We start from the raw sequence: 19,708 nt of genomic DNA, 5'->3' as shown, positions 1-19,708 counted from the left end.
TTGGCATTGACTGCTTCCCCAGTGAAGCTCGCAACACACTAACGGATAGCAAACAGAATGAAACTCATCATCCAAATCCCGTGCCTGAATGAATCAGGCACTCTGGCGATTGCGATCAATGCACTGCCCCGAGAAGTTCCGGGCTTTGACCGCGTCGAATGGCTAGTGGTTGATGATGGGTCAACCGATGACACTTCTGAGCTGGCGAAACAGTTGGGTGTGGATCACGTGGTCAGACATCCCGTCAACCGCGGACTTGCCACCGCTTTCATGACCGGGCTCGATGCATGCCTGCGCCGGGGCGCGGATGTGATTGTCAACACAGATGCCGATAATCAGTACGAGGCTAGCGATATTCCTCTACTTACTTCGCCAATCCTCACTGGCGTAGCGGACATGGTGATCGGAGCGCGCCCAATTGATGAAACTGAGCACTTCTCGTGGATCAAGCGCAAGCTGCAGCGGCTGGGTAGTTGGGCCGTGCGTGTGGCGAGCAAGACCAATGTCGCGGACGCACCTAGCGGGTTCCGCGCGTTTACGCGTGAGACCGCGATGCGCCTGAACGTATTCAATTCCTACACGTATACGCTCGAAACGATTATTCAAGCCGGCCGCAGCAACTTGCGGGTTATCTCAGTACCGATCCGGACCAACCCAGATTTGCGCCCTTCACGCTTGGTCAAGAGCATCCGCAGCTACGTACAGCGATCACTGATTACGATTCTGCGTGTCTTCGCCATCTATCGCCCCTTTCTATTGTTCTTCTGGCCAGGCGCCGTGTTGGGCGCGATCGGCATGCTCGCAGGCTTGCGCTACCTGTACTTTTTCGTCATTGGCGAAGGTGGCGGTCACATCCAGTCGGTGGTCTTCGCAGCGCTGTGCCTGATTCTTAGCGCACTGACGGTAATGATGGGATTCCTGGCGGAACTCATTTCTACCAATCGCAAATTGATGGAACGCATCGACGTTCGCGTGCAGCGGATCGAGCTTGAAATTCAAGGCAGTAGCGAGAACATGAAGGTGTAACGCAGCGTCGCGCGCCGCATCCCGATACAGATGCGGCGACGAACCACTGCATTCAATTCTTTCTGACTGCCTTATAGGACTCGGGTATGACGAGCGAGTAGCCCGCATTGTGCATTGTGGCCGCTCGCCCCATCGACGAATCCGACGGCAGTGAGTGCAGCATTGTTTAGATATCCGATTTCGTCCCCGCGTGGAACCCTGCCGTGACCATGCCCACGAAGGTGGACCTATGTACCAACGAAAATCGCTCGGCATGATCAGCAGCTTTGCAACATACCGTGCAGAACGCTGGAAATAGCAATCCGGTCAAACTAGACCGTTGCCCAAAGCGGGCACGTTCGCCCGAACATCAAGGACACTGGCTCACCTTCACATCATGCACGGCAAGCGGCGCAGCCGTCTCCCAGCGCAGCTACTTTCAGTTAGAGGGCTGGACTGGATTCACTGAATACTCATTTACCACAATCCTGTCGCCCGAGCCGGCAAAAGCCCGAACTTCCAGATCAGGAACCTCTCGGTCGACCGTGAACTCAGCATGGATCAAGCTGCCTTCGCCAGCCTGGGCGGGCACGGGCACACGAAGGTAAGTCCGCTCCCCATTGCCAGACACCACATCTACCCAGCTTCCTGCAGCGGCGTCGGACTTACCGGTGACCTGTAGAACGTATCGACCGGCCAAAAGCTTGCGATAGGGGCCATAGAACATGAATCCCTGACGCCCATCGGAACGAAGTCCAGACCGGCCCATCGTACCGATTTGGCGCGGCAATCGAGCCAAGTCCGCGGCTCCATATCTGAATCTTGTTATTGGCTCGTCGCCAGTTCCCGGTTTGCTCTCATTCGCAAAACCAGCCATATGGTCAATGCCGTACCCATTTAGTTGTATATCGTCCTTCTCCGAAACCAGAATTCTAATTTCTAGCCTTTGGGCATGATCGGGTATTGAGAAAGGTAGATGAGCCTTCTTTCGATCAGATGACAGCAGTTCCGAGAGCGCAGATACAGCGTAAACAGTGGACGAACCATTAACGATATCGACCTTCGCTCCATCAACCGCTCCGAAATCTCCCTTCAACTCAAGTATGTAGTCTCCCCTAGGTAATGGAGCATACGGCCCATAGATCAGATAGCCCGCACGGCCATCCGTCCGTATTCCCGCCTCGGAAGGCTTACCGATCTCGTGGAACGCATGTAAACGAGCCCCCTCCACATGGAAGCAGCCAGCCAGTAAGCAGCTTTCGCTCTGACTGTCCTTCCAATACTGCTCGCCTGACTCTTCGTCAGGGAAAAGGAATTTCCTTTCCTCTTCTCTGGCTACCACATAAAGATTGGAAGAAGTTTCTCTCCCTATGTACTCAATCCCCGGAATGTCCAAATCGCCATTGAAAGTCAACAAAGGACCAGGACAGCTCTCAAGCCAGCGTTGTGGTGACATACGAATCATTGGACTATTGAATAGGTAGAACGAGTACATGTTCGCCCGCTCACGGGCTAGTTCGGGGAGCCCGGGAAGCGAAGCAGACAAATAGTCGAATCCGACACAGACTCCACTTCCATAATTCTCTTCTATAAAGGCCGGTATATTTGATGGGTTACTGATATGAGTAAGGATGTTCTGGTGCCAAGCGCGCTGAGCGTTCGCGCAATATGCGAAGGAGACCAGGATCAAGATGCTCGCCATGACGCGATGGAACAGGGACGCAACCACAATTCCCCCTGCACCTACTACAAACCAGGAGAGGTGCGAGGAACCAAGACGAGTGAACTCCGGCCACCACCCTGGGACATTCATTACATAGAGAGGTCCAGTTGCGTCGACAACATGGACAAGCCAAGCGCCCGTCAGGACGACGAACAATGCCGATATGAAGACCGCAGTACGTGAAACTCTACTGAGCAGCCCCATGCCAAAGAGGAGGGCGATTACCGGCTCCACGTATCGCCCATAGATCCAATGATCGAACCGATCGGGCCGCACCAAAAGTGTAGCCAACCTAGTCTCGAAGATTATGCCGACTACCGCTAGGACAAGAAAAACAGCGATGGCAAAACGGAAGATCGGCGCCTTCTCAGGCACGTCGATCTTCAAGGCACCCCACGAATGCCATGCGTCCCGAACGAACCAGGCCGCTCCGGCCACAATGAACCCGAATGTAGCGACGAACAGATAGGCGGCCTGGCCCGCCACGACACCGACGGACATTTTTAACTGTTCCAGCGATATGCCGTCGCGAAGTACCAAAGATGCATCCTGGTAGTGGAGGCTTGCCATGCCACCTATCGGAGTCATTTCCCCGATCATCCAAGGCCGTATCAGACCCAAGTACGCCCCGGCAACGGCGACAATCACCCCTGCATTAACAGCAGGCAACAAGAATCGCCTGGAGCGCCAAAAGGTAACGAAGATAGCAACCGAAGATGCCACCGCCACTGACAAGCCAACAGGATGAACGCAGCACAGATAGCCAACCAACAGCGCGTGCGGCAAAACCGAGATGCTACGTCTGGAATCCAGGTAAGACAGTGAATACGCGGCAGAAGTGAATACGAAGGCAAAAGCAGTCTGACTGAAGGCATATCCACTCATGGCGAGATAGGCCGGGTACATCGCGACAACGAACAGCGCCAGAATGATCTTCCACTCAGCTGCACCCGATTGCAGTTTCCTGAGCAAAAGCGAGACTAGGAACAGAGTCGCTCCCCACATAAAACTATTCGTTGCAAGAATTCCCATCCAGACATCCTGGGAATCCGAGAAGAAATAGAACAGGGGCGAGACTAGCAAAGAGAAACCGGCGTAATAGCTACTGGCCCCGTCGGAATGATGGCCGGCAATAAACGCAGCATTGTTCAGATAGCCGATCTCGTCAGCCAAGTACGCTGGGCCACCATACTGCAGACTTACAAGAAAATAAGCTGCGGTCGCGATTAAGCAGAAAACTATGCTCTTCAGTTCAAAACTCGCCATTCGTGGCTGTCCAAGCACCATTAGAAGTTCATGCCTCGACCATCCAACGCAAAGTCTCAGCCATGGAGAACTCCAACGACTGCCCAAGACGTGCCTTTAGCCGGGCAGGATCGCCTACCAGACGTTTTACGTCATTTGAGCGCACGAAGTTCGCATTGACGGTTATCTCGGGCATAAACCCAGTAATATCCTCAAGCATACTGAGGATATCGCGAATCGAGTGTTCCTGGCCGGTACAGACATTTAATGTCTCCCAACGCTCGCCATCGTGCGCTAGGTCTACGTATACCTTGGCGACATTCCTGACGTCATTGAAGTCCCGAATGACATCGATGTTTCCCAATTCCAGTATCGGCGCTCTGCGCTTGAAGTGTGAGACGATCTTGGGAACAAGGAATCTTTCAGACTGTCCGACACCGGTGTAGTTAAATGGCCGAACGACAGTTATGTTCAGATCGTTCGCCCACAGCTTGGCCATAGACTCCATTGCAAGCTTGCTAACGGCATAGTCGTTCTGCGGGCTGGGCGTGGCATCTTCCCCGATGATTCCTTCTACGTTCCCGTATATGTTCGCCGTTCCTGCAAGAATTACTCTCGAAGGCCCTGTCTTCTTTTCCGCCAAGGCCTTAAGAAGGTTCCTCGTGCCGATGATGTTCACACGATACATCTCTTCGATGTCGCTGTGCCCGACGAATGAGACGGCCGCAAGATGGATGACGACATCAGGATCGATGTCGGTCAACGCTGAACTGATGCCATGGGGGTCGCAAAGATCAACCCCCGTGGCCGTGCCGGTGCTTGCGTCATCATGGGACCATGCTATGACGCTGTACCCCGCACACGATAATGCTTCTACGACATATTTACCGGTGAAGCCGCCTGCACCCGTGACTAGCGCGATTCGATTCTTCATTATCAGAACGAGAAACCCTGAATGTTCCTGCGCAAATCCGCCTCCACCATCATCGAGCAGAGTTCTTCCAGTTTTGTACTTGGACTCCAGCCGAGCTTTTCCGTTGCCTTGCTCGGATCTCCAATGAGTATGTCGACTTCAGCGGGACGGTGGAACTTTGGATTGATGCGAAGCACAACCTTACCGGTCGCATTGTCGGTAGCAATTTCATCCAACCCCTGACCGGAGAAAGTCACATCAACACCGACGAAGGAGAAGGCCAGACGTACGAAATCTCGCACCGTAACCGTTTGGTTTGTAGCCAGCACGAAGGTATCCGGCTCATCTGCCTGTAGCATTCGCCACATCCCCTCAACGTACTCTTTCGCATAGCCCCAATCACGCTTGGCATCCAGATTTCCCAGCTCCAGGCAGTCCAGCTTACCCAATGAAATCTTGGCCACGGAATCAGTAATCTTGCGAGTTACGAACTCACGTCCGCGTAACGGACTTTCATGATTGAACAATATACCGCTTGACCCGAAGATACCGTAGCTTTCCCGATAGTTCACGGTCATCCAGTGTGCGTACAGCTTCGCGACGCCATAGGGGCTTCTGGGATAAAAAGGCGTATCTTCCACCTGCGGAATGGCTTGGACTTTACCGAACATTTCCGATGTCGATGCTTGGTAGAACCGAATGCTCCGGTCTGTGAGCCTGATTGCTTCTAAGAGATGAAGAGCACCGATACCCGTGATATGGGCTGTCGTCGTAGGCTGCTCAAAACTCACACCTACGAAGCTCTGAGCAGCAAGGTTGTAGATTTCGTCCGGCTTCACACGCTGGACGAGCGCAATACTCGCACCAAGATCCGTCAGGTCGTATTCAACCAGATTCAGTTCCGGATGATCTTGGATCCCTAACTCCTCCAAGCGCCAAAAGTTAACCGAACTGGTCCGACGATATGTCCCAAATACGACATAACCTTTGTCCAGTAACAGTTGCGCAAGATAGGCACCGTCTTGGCCGGTGATTCCCGTTATTATGGCTTTCTTCACTTCATATTCCTTCAATTAGAGGCGCGAGCCCCATGGTCGCCCGATGGCGGCTTAGCGACGGACGATCTTGTAGCCGATCAACTTGGTGTCCGCACCCTCCGGAACAATCACGCGGATTTCCAAGTCGTCCACTGACGTCGGGAGGTCAAAAGGCAGGGATGTCAGCGGCACCGCGTCTTTCCCCGGAGCAACTCGCTTTCTTCCGTGCGTGTTTTGAGCGCGCGCCGAGACTACATCCAGCACGAAAGGTGTCGAAGTGGCGCCTTCTACCGTCAGCAGGTAACGCCCTGGACCCAGTTTCTGGTAGGGGCCATGGGCCAGAACACCCTTCTTGCCCGTCGCGGCCAAATCGCCTTGCTCTTTTGTGCCAACCTGCGTCTTGATGCTTGGCTCCGATGCCTTCAGCTCGGCGACTAATTGTCCAGAGGCCGGAGCAGATGCAGCTGTCGGGGCCGCTCCAACTTCAGGCGCCTGCGGCTCGGATCGATTGCAACCTGTAATCAACAAGACGGCCAGCGCGAAGCCAATGTGACGAATAAGAACGGAATTCATCTAGTATCTCCAGTTTGTGGTTTTGAGTTGCTCAACGCGAAATAGTAACCGCGGAAAGCCATGCGCGTGGTGGCATTCGTCCATATCCTAACCTCCATATCGCGTACGGCCTTTTCGATCAGTATCTGAGACTCGGCGAGGCACCAAGCGTCTTCGGATAAGGCCCCCTCGCTCAGAACGACGCTTCCCTTCTCGGTGGTCACTTCATAGCGAGCGCATGCTAGCGCCTGCCGCGGCTCAAGAGAACCCAGTATTTTCATCGTATACAGTCCTGATGGCACAGACGCGTAGGGTCCATACACCAAGTAGCCCTCATTTCCCTGGGTCTGGAGGCATCCATCCAGCAGACGACCGCTCTGGGTCATTAGCGCAGGATCGTGCGCCAGCCAGGAGTGCACCTGAGTCTCCGCGACCTGTAGCGCCTTCCAGCCGTCGGAATAGCCGTGCACAGCCAACTGATGAAGGGCGTCCGCACTGCAGGAGCGCCCTTCCCCGGGATAGTAGATGGTTGGGCTGTTGCTACCAAGCACTGCCCTGGCGACCAGGAAATGGTCCGTTACGAACTGGGCGGACTTTTCGTCGTCAACAATGATCGCCGCTGCGGAAGGCAGCACACGCAGCAGCGATTCGCTGATCTGCATCGCCCCGGCACCCTCAGAATCATTCGCTGGCGTGGACCAGTACCACACGATCCTCGCACCGCTCATTCGCGCGTCACGCATTAACCGAAGTAAGCCGAGATGAGGATCGGCCGACGCCAGTGCCATCTCTGCAGTCAATAGGCACACGTCGCCCTCATGTAAATCGAAGCTGCATGCGGGCATTTTGACTGAATCGACGTTCAGAAGCGCCGCAGTGGTGTCGATCGCGTTGAGGTATCCCAACGTGTCCACCCTCAACGATTCGGTGCGCAAAGCGTGGTCAGAATCGACGAGCCAACCACGCACGGCTGCGTCTTCTTTGCTGTGTAGGCCGACCAACAAATTCTCATCCACATAGACGTGCCTTTGCGGCGCACTACTGGGGAAGTTCGCCAGGGCAGCCGTGACGGCCACCTCCAAGTCGTCCCTGGACGGTGATACCTGAACAGTGATTGCCGCCATCCGATCGACCGAGCGCGCCCGGCGCGCAACGGCATTGTGGCGATGGAAATGCTCGATCGCGTCCTGATAACGGGCTGCCACCACTGCGGGATCGCATTCTCTTTGAAGATAATCCCTGCCAGCTAGCCTCAGTCGCTCCAAGCGTTCCGAATCAGCCAAGACTTCATCGATAGCCGCGATCAGCGCGTTATCTTCGAACTCGGCGGGGATCTTCATCACTGCTTCGTGCGGGATTTGCGAGAAGGCGCCGTTATCGTTGATAACTAGCGCCACATCATGCGCCAGGCAATCAAGCGCGGCGGCAGAAGTCTCCCCACGCGACACGCCACGAAGCTGGACCGCGGCATCTGCGGCCTGCAAGTAGAGGCCGTAGTCAGTGTCCGACACAAACCCGGTAAAACCAACCCGACCACCGCTCTGCGCAACTATTCGCGCAACCTCTTGACCGTAGTCGCCGTCCGCGTTTTTGCCGACCAGCACCAACCGTGCCTTGCCATGGCGGTACAGCGACGAGGCGAGGAACGCCTGCGCCAGCCTCAGGCTATGCTTAGTGGAATGGATGAAGCCGAATGAGCAAATCAACGCTTCGTCGGTGGGTAATCCGAGCTTGGCCTTGGCCGCCGCTTTGTCGATGTTCGCCACAAGTCCCTTCAGACTGCTGACCAGGCGCACATCTGTGAGCAGATCATCGCCATACCAATTGGCAATCATGCTTGCGCTGTACTGAGAGTGGACGATCACGCCGACAGCAGACTCGATCACGCGCCTGTTGCAGGGAAACTCGTTGACTACGGGAATGTCGTGCCCGCCACCCCGACGCAGGGAAAGCGCCGGCCAACCATGGGAATAATGGAGATACTCGTCCCAGATGTAAGGATCGCGCTCGTAGAGCTGAATGTACTCCAATACGTTGCTCAGCCAGAAATCATGCAGAACGACCGTTCCAGGCACCGATTCGAGTAGCCGGAACATGTACGAATGATGATCGGAATTACCGAACTGGTAGACGACACGATCGAAGCGATCGGCGTTGTCCCGTAGCCACTGCGGCGTGTGGACCTGGAAGTTCGCAGCGAGGTAGTCGTCGGAAACCTCGCCAGTGACGCAGATCAGCGTGATCTCGTAGTGCTGATCGAGAAATGGCAGCAGTTGCGCGGAGTAACCCGAGATGCCCGACTTGCTTGGCGGAAGCGGTGATACGAAAGCCAGACGCAGACGTCGACTGACGCTTACTTTGTTCTTCTGGCTAGGTGTGTCCCGCGCATGCACCTCTTCCATCGCCGCCAACGCGATAGCCGCGGAGCTGTCCCAGCTGAACTTGCGCGCCTGCACAGCACCATGCTCGATCAGACGAGACTTGAAAGCTTCATCTTCCAGAACATGGACCATCTTCTCGGCCATGTCGCCGATCGAGTAGGGATCGAACAAAGCATCGTTGAATCCGATCACCTCAGGAAGACTGGACGTTCCGGCTGCAACCACGGGCGCACCGCATTGCATGGCTTCCAGCGCCGGCAGCCCAAATCCCTCGCACCAAGAAGGAAAGACGAATAGATCGCACAGATTGTAGAAGTTGACGAGATCATCATCACTGACATAGCCCGTCATAACGAGGCGATCCTGAGCCAATCCCTGTGAAGCCGCCAAACGCAGCAGGTGTTCCCGCTGATAGGCCTGGACGCTGCACACGATGACCAGTTGGTACTCGGCGATGATGTTTTGAGGCAGCGCGGCATACGCCTGAATCAGACGTTCGATGTTTTTCCGGTGGTCGATGCCGCCGGTATACATGATGAACTTGCCCACGCCGAATCGCTCCAGCAGAGAACGACGCGCCTCCGGCGCGACGACCACCTTCTGGAAGCGATCATCCGCGGCGCCTGCGATATTGACGACGCGCGCCGGGTCTATCCCGAGTCGATTAATAGCCTCGCTGCGGGAAAAGTCCGAGATTGCCAGCAGCAGATCAGCCTTCCGTAACTGTTGGATCTTCCGCAGATAGGACATCCGCATCGGCAATTCCGCCAGGTAGCTCTCCGGGAACGCGTACGGAATGAGGTCATACAGTGTCACTCCATGCAACGCGCCTGCAGGAATCTGCCCCCAGGACGTGGAAGAATCGTCCATCGGGCTTTCGAACAGGCTGGTGCAATGGACGAAGTCGAACGATTGCGCCGCAATATAGGACTCTCTCAGATACTCGGATGCCTTGTGCCGCCAGGCATCTTCCGGAGCCCACTCGGTCGAGTGGGGGAGCGTCTGGTACACCTTGACGCGTGGATCGCGTGCATCGACGTCGAAATCCGCCTTCACCATGCCGACGGTGCGGTCGAACACGCCGTTCAGCAGAATGGAAAACTCATGCTCGCGCCCATGGCGCAGCATCGCCTTCGCCAGCGACAGGGAATACCGTCCTATCCCGCGCTCCCGACTTCCCGTCGTCTGGCGGGACTGCATGTCCAGGGCGATCTTCATTCTTGCGATTCCGTCCAAACGCTCTCCTGGCGCACCCGGTCCGTCATCCTGCCCACCAAACGTACCCGTTCGCTACCCGGCACATTTTCCGTTCCCTGCAGCGATGGCGGCGCCGTCGTCGTGCTGGCGATCGGCAGGATTCTCGCAGTCAGGGCGCGCCTGAGACGACCGTTCTCCGGGATCAAACGCCGTGCAAGTCCGCGAACGCCCGGTACCTCTGCGAGGTTCCGAAGCGTCTCGCCCAGATAGAGCGACATGCCCTTGCGGCTGCCGCGCATCAGTTCCGTTAGCAGGCGCAAGGGCGCCGTGACTTTCCAGGACGAACTATTGAGCAGTTCCAGCGCGCGCGCTTCCGCGGATCGCAAAGCCGCGTCCTTTTCTTCAAGCCGCTTTGAGGCCCCTCTCAGCTCTTCCAGCAAACCGCTCTTGCCGGACCTCAGCACGTCGGCTTCGGCCACTGCGACCGATAGCTGGTGCGACTGTTGCCTGAAAGATTCCTTCGCTGCGTCCCTTTCTTGAGTCAGCTCCCGATAGCCGGATAGGACTTCGATCAGACGCATTTGCAGCGCCCCCTTTTCCTGCTCGTACCGGACCTGGTTGTGCTGAATTGTCTCCTGCAAAGCAATTTTTTCGGATCCCAGCCTGGCGCCCTTTTCTGAGAGGGTTTTCACACGCTCCTCCGCCTCAGCGATGGCTCCCGAGAGCTTGCCTTGCTCTTCGATCAGCGATCTTGCCTGCTCCTCCGCAGCGCTCAACTGATCGGCCCTCTCTCTCAGCTGAAAGCTCAGCAGCGACGTGAAAGTCGAAGTCGCGGTGCCACTGAGACAAAACATATCGAAGACATTCGGACCCACTTTGAAGGCGTCCGCCAAATGCAGCTGCCGCTCTGAAACGTAGTAACGATTCAGTCCGTCGAAATGCACAAATCGATAGCCCTTCTGGAGCAGAAAAGGTTCCCAATCGGCATAGGAATCGGCATGGCTGTTTGGCTCTACTCCTTCCAACATCACCACCCAAGGCCGAATCGACGAGGACTTCCATCCTTCCAGCACCTGCTTTTCTGCTCCTTCCACATCGATCTTCATCCAGTGGACATCGGCTTGCGGAAGATCATCGAGCACATCGTCCAGAGTAACGACGGAGATCCAGTCCTCCCTGACTTGGAAACCCGACTGTGCGTGTTGAAGCGCCACGTCTTCGAGCAATGTACTGAGACCGGTTTCCGGAATATCGTAGAACTTTAATAGGCCCGCCGTTCCGGAGAGCGCAGCATGGAGATTGATGTCATGTGGTCGTTGCTCGCGCAGTTCATTGATGAAGGGCAGCGATGGTTCGACGTTAACGCCACGCCACCCCTTCTCGTAGAATGCGAGGCTAACGGAATCGATAACGGGACTATTGGCCCCGATATCGATGTAGAAGCCAGATTCGACGTGCTTTAGGGCCCGCCAGAGCAGCACATCTTCGAAGTTCTGTGCGTACGAAACGAATGTGGTGCTCACGCCTTATCTCCTTGATTAACCGAGCGCGTGATGGCGAAATCTGCGCGGAGCCAATTGGTCCCAATGAACACCGGGTGTTCGAAATTGACGACATCAAACACCAACATGTTATCGGTCCATTCGTAATTGTTTTCCAGGTGCGTGTCAGAACTCACTAACGCGGGTGACACAGAATAGGAGCCCGGGCCTAGCGTGCATTTGAAGTTCAGTACGAACCTCACGCGATCGCCAGCGCGCAGATCACTCAGTATTTGTCCGGTATGCCACGTATTGGTACCCCAGACCACCTGACCTTGCTTGTCGCGGATGATATAGCCGAGCACCAACCGCTCTATGTCGCTCTTCACGTCCGCCTCCAGCACCAGGCTGACATCGCTGCCAACCTGTAGAACTCCCAAGCTTTTTCCGGTATCTGGCTCATAGAAGCCGATATTCTCGACGACCACTTCCAGGGTTCCGCTTCGGGTCATCACCCAGCCATGCTTCGCACGCTTCTGTTCGATCGTCTGACTGACGCCCTCTTTCTCGGCGATCAGTGCATTGTAGTAATCCACGACCACATCCGGCGCACCCTCTTTGAGGACTCTGCCGTGGTCCAGAAGAATGACGCGGTCGCAGAGCGACTTGACGTCGCCCAAGGCGTGCGAGACGAGCATGATTGATGTGCCCTCCTCGCGAAAGCGGCGCATTCTGTCGAAACTCTTGTGCTGGAAATAACTGTCGCCGACTGACAAGGCTTCGTCGACAATCAACAAGTCCGGCTTGAATGCGGTTGCCACCGCGAAAGCCACGCGGACCTGCATGCCGCTGGAATAGGTCCGGACCGGTTGATCGAAATATTCGCCGATCTCGGCGAAATCCTCGATTCCCGGCATGGCAGCTTCGATCTCTGCCTGACTGTAGCCCATGAGTCCTGCGGAGTGGAAGGCATTCTGTCGCCCGGTCAAATCGTTGTTGAAGCCCATGCCTAGTTCCAGGATGGCGGCAACACGACCAGTCCGGATGACCCGACCTTCGCTAGGCTGCGCCGTCCCTGTGATGATTTTCAGCAGCGTGCTCTTTCCAGCGCCGTTATGGCCGATGACACCTACCGCTTCGCCGGGACCAATGCTGAAGGACACGTCCCTCAGCACCCAGTGTTCTTCCGTAGGCCTCACCGCCAAACCGATCCAAGAAGCGATGCGTAACCACTCGCTGTCCCAGCTGCGATAAACCTTACCCACACCCTGGACATGCAATTCGCCGCTCATAGAACATCCACCATCTCTGGACTCGCGCGCCGAAAAACCACTAGTGCCACGAGCAGAATGACCATTGAAACCGCGGCCAGAACAACCACGTCAAGCCAGAGGGGTGCCTTTCCAAATACCAACACGTTCTGATAGCTGGTGACCAACGGATACATCGGGTTGTACTTGAACCAACTCTGCAAGTTTTCCGGAAGGATGTTGATGTTGTAGACCACCGGCGTGAGCCAGAACATGGCCTGAAGAACAACCGGAACGACCTGCCCGATATCCCGCATGAAAACGTTCATGGTTCCCAGAAGCAAACCGACACCCATGCCCAGCATCAGGGTTACCAGCATGAGGGCTGGAAGCCACACGAAGTGATGCCCAGGAAAGTGACCCAGCACGGCAAATACAAGTAGCACCGCCGCCAGAAGCAGCAAATTATTCACCAGCATCGTGCCCGCTGCGATCAGCGCAAGACATATTCTAGGAAACGCCATCTTCTTCATCAGGTTGCCGTTGTCTATGAAAAGCGTCAGGCATTTTGAAATGGTTTCGGAAAACAGCGTCCAGCAGAGCGTACCCGCCATAAGATAAAGAGCATAGGCGTACTTGTTATCGATGCCTGGCAGCTTCGCCGACAGCACCTCGGAAAGGATGATCGCAAAAATGAGGACCTGCATCAGAGGATGAATGACGATCCATAAAGTACCGAGCTTGCTCCTGAGAAAGCGTATGCGCAGGTCGTTCTTTATCGACGAGAGGACAAAAAGTCGATAGTTGAAAATCGCTCGGAAGAGATCTTTCACGTGACACTTACCCCATCATGTTTCATTGGATGCCGATACCGGAAGCGCGGGGGCGGCTCAGCCAATGGTGGATCTCCTCGGCAACCCTGCTAGGAGATAGATTTTCCCGTATCGATTCGGCGGCGCTTTTGCCAAGGCGGTTGGCGAAACCCGGCTCTTCCACGACTTTCGCCATAGCCGCGGCGGCAGCCTCCACGTCCGCATCCGCCCATCGAGCGCCTTCGGAGAACGGATAGTCTCCCGGTGGGATCGGAATCAGCCGGTACTGAACGGGAATGCTGTTCTCGGCATCCATGAAGTCCATATTGCCAGACCACCCGGTCGCGATCACCGGCTTTCCAAGCGCCATCGCTTCCGCCATGCCCAAGCCGAATCCTTCTGCCCGGTGCAGGGACACATAGGCATCGCAGCATCGCAGTAGTGCCTGGACATGCGCTTTGGGGATGACATCATCGCGCACAAGGATGCGAGAATCGGCCGACGCGGCTTTCAGGAGGCGCTTCAGTTGATGCACGGCTGACTGACCATTACTGGTCTTTATCAGCAGGGACACATCGGTGCGATGAGGGGGGAAAGCAGTCCGAAATGCTTCTATCACGGCAAACGGGTTCTTGCGCTCGATCGACGAATGGAAATCAAACATACATAGGAATGTAAATTTTCCTGCCTCCAAGCCGAAATCCTTGCGTTCCAAACTGCTGGTCGACATCGGACAAACAGGCAGTGGAACCCGCAGTATTGGTTTGTCTGTACTCCGCCGGAAGGCTTCTTCGACGAAGGTCGATGCCACCATTATTTCGTCGACCTGCTCGATCACTGCGTGCCATTGTTCCGGTATGGTTTCGAGCTCCCAGAACCAACACGCAATGAGTCGATGACCCACCGATCGCTCGCTGCCTATCTTCTTCAGAGCAAGCTCAAAGAAATCAGGATTGATGAAAACGATACTGTTGGGATACGGCGAACTTTCGGAAATCCACGGATCCAAGCTTCGGTCATTCCAACTATGCGGAAGATCGAGATCGATATTATTCAGGGCGACCTTGTAGCCGCCCTCAATCAGGGCGCGAGCGTACATGCGCGCACTTTCGGCCAAGCCGAACTCCCCACGCAGATAGCCTAGGACGTTAACTCCAGGGCCGACTGAGGACTGACTCCTGTACGACTTGGAATTTTCTGAAACATTTTCAACAATTAAGTGCCAAGCCTCACTACGCTCGAAGCGAAGTCCCTTCGGCATGGTTGAGCGCATCGTCGCCAGGGCCCGGACGGGCAAGCTACTGCGCAAAAAGGTGTGTATCCACCACAACCAGCGGCGCTGCGCCATCCATGCAAACGGCGCGGCCACGAGCCTGCTCAAACGAATACGCCGCATATGGATACTACTTACTAGACGCGCGATGGATATCCCACAACGCGCAGTCCATATCTTGCCTCAGATCTGCTATCACTTCTACGCCCACACTTAACCGCACCAGCCCATCACTGATCCCCAGCGCTACGCGCCGCTCCACCGGAATCGACGCATGCGTCATCACCGCGGGATGATTGATCAGGCTTTCAACGCCCCCCAAAGATTCGGCCAGGGTGAATAGATGGGTGTTTTCGCATAGGTGCTTGGCAGCTTCGAAACCGCCCTTCATTACGACGGAAATAATCCCGCCGAAGCCATGCATCTGCCGCTTCGCAAGCTCGTGCTGCGGGTGGGAAGGCAAGCCAGGATAAATAACTTTCTCAATCGCAGGATGCGTTTCCAGCCATTCCGCCAATGCCTGCGCATTCTCGCAATGGGCCTTCATCCGCAGGTGCAGGGTTTTCAGACCACGCAACGCCAAGAAGCTGTCGAACGGTCCCTGCACGGCGCCAATGGAGTTCTGCAGGAACGCCATCTGTTCGGCCAGTTCCTGGTCGTCGCCTACCACCGCCATGCCGCCGACCATGTCGGAGTGGCCGTTGAGGTATTTGGTGGCCGAGTGCATGACGATATCGGCGCCTAGTTCCAAGGGGCGCTGCAGGATGGGTGAGGCGAAGGTGTTGTCCACCACTACGCGCAGGCCGTGCTTGCGGGCTATCTCGCAAACGGCTTGGATGTCGACGATCTTCAGCATGGGGTTGGTAGGGGTTTCCACCCATACCATCCGGGTTTCCGGTTTTATGGCCGCTTCGAAGGCAGCCAGGTCGGTCAGGTCGACGAAGCTGAAATCCAGACCGGCGCTGCGCCGGCGCACGCGCTCGAACAAGCGGTAGCTGCCGCCGTAGATATCGTCCATCGCAACCACGTGGCTGCCGCTGTCCAGCAGTTCCAGCACGGTGGAAGTCGCTGCCATGCCTGAGGCGAATGCGAAGCCGCGGCTACCGCCTTCCAATGCCGCCACGCAGCGCTCGTAGGCGAAGCGGGTGGGATTGTGGGTGCGCGAATATTCGAATCCTTGGTGCACACCCGGACTGCTCTGGGCATAGGTCGAAGTGGCATAAATGGGCGGCATCACCGCGCCGGTGCTGGGATCCGGCGACTGTCCGCCATGGATGGCCAGCGTGCCGAGCGCCAGCGGCGAAGCGCCGCTCCCGACCTTGCTTGGGTTTTCCGACATAACTAATCCTTAATGCAGCCGCCGATTTTAGCAGCTGCGACTTAACCTGCCGTCCACGCGGCTACGCCGCGGCCGAATCGACGCCGATGCTACAAGGTAAATGCGTTTACTGTGCTCGCCGTCGCAGATAGTTCAGCAAATCGATCCGGGTAATCAGGCCTAGGAAGGCCTCCCCGTTGGTGATGATGGCCACCTGTCCGCGGTCGAAGACCGGCAGCAGTGCCTCGATGGGCGAACGCACATCCAGACGGTCCAACTTGCTGACCATGGCCGTGGAGACCGGGTCCCTGAACCGGGCTTCGTCCCCATAAACATGCAACAGCACGTCGCTTTCATCGACGATACCGACCAGCTTGTCGCCTTCCATGACCGGCAACTGCGAGACGTCATACAGCTTCATGCGCTGGTAAGCCGTCGTCAGCAGGTCGGTCGGGCTGACTACCACGGTGTCGCGCTGGCTGTACGGGCGCAGGATCAGGTCGCGCAGATCGCCGTACTGCGGGCGTTCAATGAAGCCGTTGTCCAGCATCCAGTAGTCGTTGTACATCTTTGACAGGTATTTGTTACCCGTGTCGCAAACGAACACCAGCACGCGCTTGGGCGTGGTCTGCTCCTTGCAATACTTCAGCGCCGCCGCCAGCAAGGTCCCGGTGGACGAGCCGCCCAGGATGCCCTCTTTCGCAAGCAGTTCGCGCGCGGTCAGGAAGCTTTCCTTGTCGCTGATCGAATAGGCCTTCTTGACCCGGCTGAAATCGGAAATCTGCGGCAGGAAGTCTTCGCCAATGCCTTCCACCAGCCAGCTGCCGGACTTCTCGCTGATGGTGCCTTCGTTGATGTATTGGGTCAGGATGGAACCCACCGGATCCGCCAGCACCAGCTCCACGCCCGGGGCGTGCTCGGCGAAACAACGGGACAAACCCGTCATGGTGCCGGAACTGCCGCAGCCGAACACGACCGCGTCCAGTTGGCCATCCATCTGCCGCAGGATTTCCGGGCCCGTGCCGAATTCGTGCGCGGCCGGATTATCGGGGTTGCCAAATTGATTGATGAAATAGGCGCCGGGCGTTTCCGCCGCGATGCGCGCCGCGAGGTCCTGGTAATACTCAGGATGGCCCTTGGCCACATCCGAACGGGTCAGGACGACGTCCGCGCCCATGGCCTTCAGGTTGAAAATCTTCTCCCGGCTCATCTTGTCCGGGACGACCAGCATGAGCTTGTAGCCCTTTTGTTGGGCCACCAGCGCCAAGCCGATACCGGTGTTGCCGGCGGTGCCTTCCACCAGCGTCGCGCCGGGTTTCAAGTCGCCACGCTTCTCAGCCGCTTCGATCATCGAAAGGCCGATGCGATCCTTGATGGATCCGCCGGGATTGGCGCTTTCCAACTTCAAAAACACTTCGCACACACCCGTGTCCAGGTGTTGCGCTTTGACGATGGGAGTGTCGCCGATCAGGTCGAGGACGGAAGAATGGATCGCCATGCTGGCTGTGCGCTCGGGCATTGGAATAGGCCCGATTATCGCACTTGGGTGACGCGGACGGCGACAGCCGACGAGGAGGCCATCGCCGCCCGCGACAAGAAACGTCAGGACGGAGGGGGAGGTGTCAGTGAGGTTTGGTGTCGTAGATCCGGAGCAATCGCTCTTTAGCGCGGAGCTTTTCGCGTTTCATCTGGCCTAGTCGCGTGTCGTCGATAGGCAGCACGCCCAGTTCGGCGTCAGTGACTTTTTTGTCGAGCTCGCGATGGAGCTGATACAGCTGTTTGAACTCCGGATCGGTCTTGATCAGTGCTTCTACTTCGGCCTGCGGTTGACTTTCGAACATGGCAATACCTCCTTCAGCAGAAATACGAACGCCCCGGCCTTTGCAGGCACGGGGCGTTGGCTTGGGAGCGGAAAATCAGGTGGACGGTGCGGGTGCGCCCATCAGGATCACCCGCATAGGCCTTGTGGCCGGGGGCGGTCTCCTGAGTGATGCATACCAGCGTCATCGGCTCGATTCTCCGGTGAGCCAAGCGGCGGGAGCCACTTGGGTATACGACCCTACTCCTCGAAATCCGGTCCGGCAAGACCTTTTGCGAGCGTTTTTTTGTTGTGTGATCCTGCGTGTGAAGACAGTCGCGTCGAAAGTTACTCCAAGCCTTGAAGCCCGTTCAAGTTACTGAATATAAAGCGAATTCAATGCACCACGATCAGCTCTGCCGCTTTCGCACGGCCGCCGTTGCCTTTTCCAGCCGCCCGCAACCGGGCGTTTGAAACACCGGCAGCAACCAGGGCATCTCGAATGGCGTTAGCCCGGGTCTGTCCCGGCGTCTGTGCGTCGCCATAGCCTTCGATCCGAGCCTTGGCCTTGGGGTTGGCGTCCAGGTACGCCGCCAAGGCGGTTGCCGCGGCGGAGCCGGATGCGGACAGCTTGGAACCGGATGCGAAGCTATCGGCCGTGAGGGTGAACACCTCGCCGCGGCTTTCGAACTTGGAGGCCGGCAGCTTGGCACCAGACACCAGTTCCGCCTCCTCCCGCGCCAGCTTCAACTCCCGCTGGCGGGCCGCACTCAATCGGGCGGTCTGCTGACCGGCCACGGTTGTCAGAGTGTCCTCTGCTTCCTGCCGGGCCAGCGTTTCAGCTTCTGCGGCCAGTCGCAGTCGCTCGGCTTCCTCTGCCTGGATCTGCGCCTGGATACGCAAGCGCTCGGCTTCCTGGCGAGCACGTTGCGCATCCCGGCGGCTTGCCTCCACTAACAGTTCGCTGCGGGTGCGGTCCAGGCGATCAGCTTCGCGCCTGGTCATTTGCGCCCGCGCGGCGGTCTCCGCGATTTCGACCCGGCGTTCAGCCACGTATTGCGCGGTCTCCCGGTCCCGCCTCCGCGCCTTGGCGAGCGCGGCGATGGCTTGCTGAGCCTGGAGCTTCTCGTACGCGGCGTACTCCGACAGCTCGGAATCGGACTGCAGAGCCACCAAGCGCTGGTTGAGCTGCGCCACGATGGGATTCTCCGCAGCCATCGCGGAACCGGCCATCAGCGCAATAGACAGAATCGTCGCGCTGGCGAAATTACCCAACAAGACACCAAACCTGCTCATCGGCTGGCCTCCGGGCTCAATCTACGTTGTAGCTCAGCGACCTCACTGCGGCGCTGCTGCAGTTCCGCACTGGCTACCGCCTCATTGCTGCGCGCCCGGGCCAGATCCGCATCAACGGCCGCCCGTAGCGCCAGGCTCAGCGCCAGCTTGCGGTCACGGTTGGCTTGCGCGGCCTGCGCCTGCCTCAATGCTTGGCGCGCCACATTCAGTGGCTCTGGGGCGTATTGGTCGGCATCGGCCTGGGTCGCCTTTTGGACCGCCTGCTGGGCGGCTTCCAGCTCCGGCGTGGTCACCGTTTGAGCTCGAAGTGGCGAAATAACGGTGATCGACGCGACTAGTGCGGCGGCCATCACATACAGTGGCAAGCGGAATTGTGCGAAGCTACGAATCATTGGGGTGCCGTGTCGAGAGGGGCGCGCGGCCATTG

The 19,708-nt window shown here is 56.9% G+C and carries 15 protein-coding genes; 1 reads left to right on the top strand and 14 read right to left on the bottom strand.

All coding sequences use genetic code 11. From position 1 onward, the window contains the following. Positions 1-57 precede the first annotated feature (57 nt). Positions 58-1,026, top strand: a complete 969-nt coding sequence (locus AB6O04_RS04350) for a glycosyltransferase family 2 protein (protein WP_368562551.1) — start codon at positions 58-60, stop codon at positions 1,024-1,026. A 418-nt stretch (positions 1,027-1,444) separates the two neighbouring features. Here the strand turns inward: AB6O04_RS04350 and AB6O04_RS04345 are convergent, their stop codons facing one another. The 14 genes from AB6O04_RS04345 to AB6O04_RS04280 all read right to left on the bottom strand — a co-directional run bounded on the left by AB6O04_RS04345 (position 1,445) and on the right by AB6O04_RS04280 (position 19,673). Then, complete coding sequence (locus tag AB6O04_RS04345; protein WP_368562550.1) at positions 1,445-3,994, bottom strand: hypothetical protein; 2,550 nt, start codon at positions 3,992-3,994, stop codon at positions 1,445-1,447. Positions 3,995-4,022: 28 nt separating this feature from the next. Then, positions 4,023-4,907, bottom strand: coding sequence for a GDP-mannose 4,6-dehydratase (locus AB6O04_RS04340; RefSeq protein ID WP_368562549.1), 885 nt, complete (start codon positions 4,905-4,907; stop codon positions 4,023-4,025). Between the two features lie 2 nt (positions 4,908-4,909). Further along, positions 4,910-5,944, bottom strand: a complete 1,035-nt coding sequence (gene gmd / locus AB6O04_RS04335; protein ID WP_368562548.1) for a GDP-mannose 4,6-dehydratase — start codon at positions 5,942-5,944, stop codon at positions 4,910-4,912. A gap of 51 nt (positions 5,945-5,995) precedes the next feature. Then, on the bottom strand, positions 5,996-6,496 hold the full coding sequence (locus tag AB6O04_RS04330; protein WP_368562547.1) for a hypothetical protein: 501 nt from the start codon (positions 6,494-6,496) through the stop codon (positions 5,996-5,998). Beyond that, positions 6,493-10,074, bottom strand: a complete 3,582-nt coding sequence (locus tag AB6O04_RS04325; RefSeq protein ID WP_368562546.1) for a glycosyltransferase — start codon at positions 10,072-10,074, stop codon at positions 6,493-6,495. Before AB6O04_RS04325 ends, AB6O04_RS04330 begins: the two co-directional genes overlap by 4 nt. Continuing rightward, positions 10,071-11,576, bottom strand: coding sequence for an FkbM family methyltransferase (locus tag AB6O04_RS04320; RefSeq protein ID WP_368562545.1), 1,506 nt, complete (start codon positions 11,574-11,576; stop codon positions 10,071-10,073). Before AB6O04_RS04320 ends, AB6O04_RS04325 begins: the two co-directional genes overlap by 4 nt. Further along, positions 11,573-12,826 carry an ABC transporter ATP-binding protein gene (locus AB6O04_RS04315; protein ID WP_368562544.1) on the bottom strand — a complete coding sequence of 418 codons (1,254 nt, stop codon included), beginning with the start codon at positions 12,824-12,826 and terminating at the stop codon, positions 11,573-11,575. Before AB6O04_RS04315 ends, AB6O04_RS04320 begins: the two co-directional genes overlap by 4 nt. Continuing rightward, positions 12,823-13,617 (bottom strand): ABC transporter permease, encoded by a 795-nt coding sequence (locus AB6O04_RS04310; protein ID WP_368562542.1) that lies wholly within the window; start codon positions 13,615-13,617, stop codon positions 12,823-12,825. Before AB6O04_RS04310 ends, AB6O04_RS04315 begins: the two co-directional genes overlap by 4 nt. Before the next feature lie 22 nt (positions 13,618-13,639). Then, positions 13,640-14,992 carry a glycosyltransferase gene (locus AB6O04_RS04305; RefSeq protein WP_368562541.1) on the bottom strand — a complete coding sequence of 451 codons (1,353 nt, stop codon included), beginning with the start codon at positions 14,990-14,992 and terminating at the stop codon, positions 13,640-13,642. A gap of 7 nt (positions 14,993-14,999) precedes the next feature. After that, entirely contained in the window at positions 15,000-16,208 is a 1,209-nt protein-coding gene (locus AB6O04_RS04300; RefSeq protein ID WP_368562540.1) for a cystathionine gamma-synthase, read from the bottom strand. Between the two features lie 106 nt (positions 16,209-16,314). Then, entirely contained in the window at positions 16,315-17,685 is a 1,371-nt protein-coding gene (locus tag AB6O04_RS04295) for a pyridoxal-phosphate dependent enzyme (protein ID WP_368562863.1), read from the bottom strand. A gap of 124 nt (positions 17,686-17,809) precedes the next feature. Beyond that, positions 17,810-18,028, bottom strand: a complete 219-nt coding sequence (locus AB6O04_RS04290) for a YdcH family protein (RefSeq protein WP_337344428.1) — start codon at positions 18,026-18,028, stop codon at positions 17,810-17,812. Positions 18,029-18,381: 353 nt separating this feature from the next. Next, positions 18,382-19,281, bottom strand: coding sequence for a hypothetical protein (locus AB6O04_RS04285; RefSeq protein WP_368562539.1), 900 nt, complete (start codon positions 19,279-19,281; stop codon positions 18,382-18,384). Beyond that, complete coding sequence (locus tag AB6O04_RS04280) at positions 19,278-19,673, bottom strand: DUF4398 domain-containing protein (RefSeq protein ID WP_368562538.1); 396 nt, start codon at positions 19,671-19,673, stop codon at positions 19,278-19,280. Before AB6O04_RS04280 ends, AB6O04_RS04285 begins: the two co-directional genes overlap by 4 nt. Positions 19,674-19,708: the final 35 nt, after the last annotated feature.

This window comes from Pseudoxanthomonas sp. UTMC 1351, from assembly GCF_040948865.1.
Taxonomy (GTDB): Bacteria; Pseudomonadota; Gammaproteobacteria; order Xanthomonadales; family Xanthomonadaceae; genus Pseudoxanthomonas_A.
The sequence above is the reverse complement of the archived record's forward strand: the minus strand, read 5'-3'. Positions and strand labels throughout refer to the sequence as shown.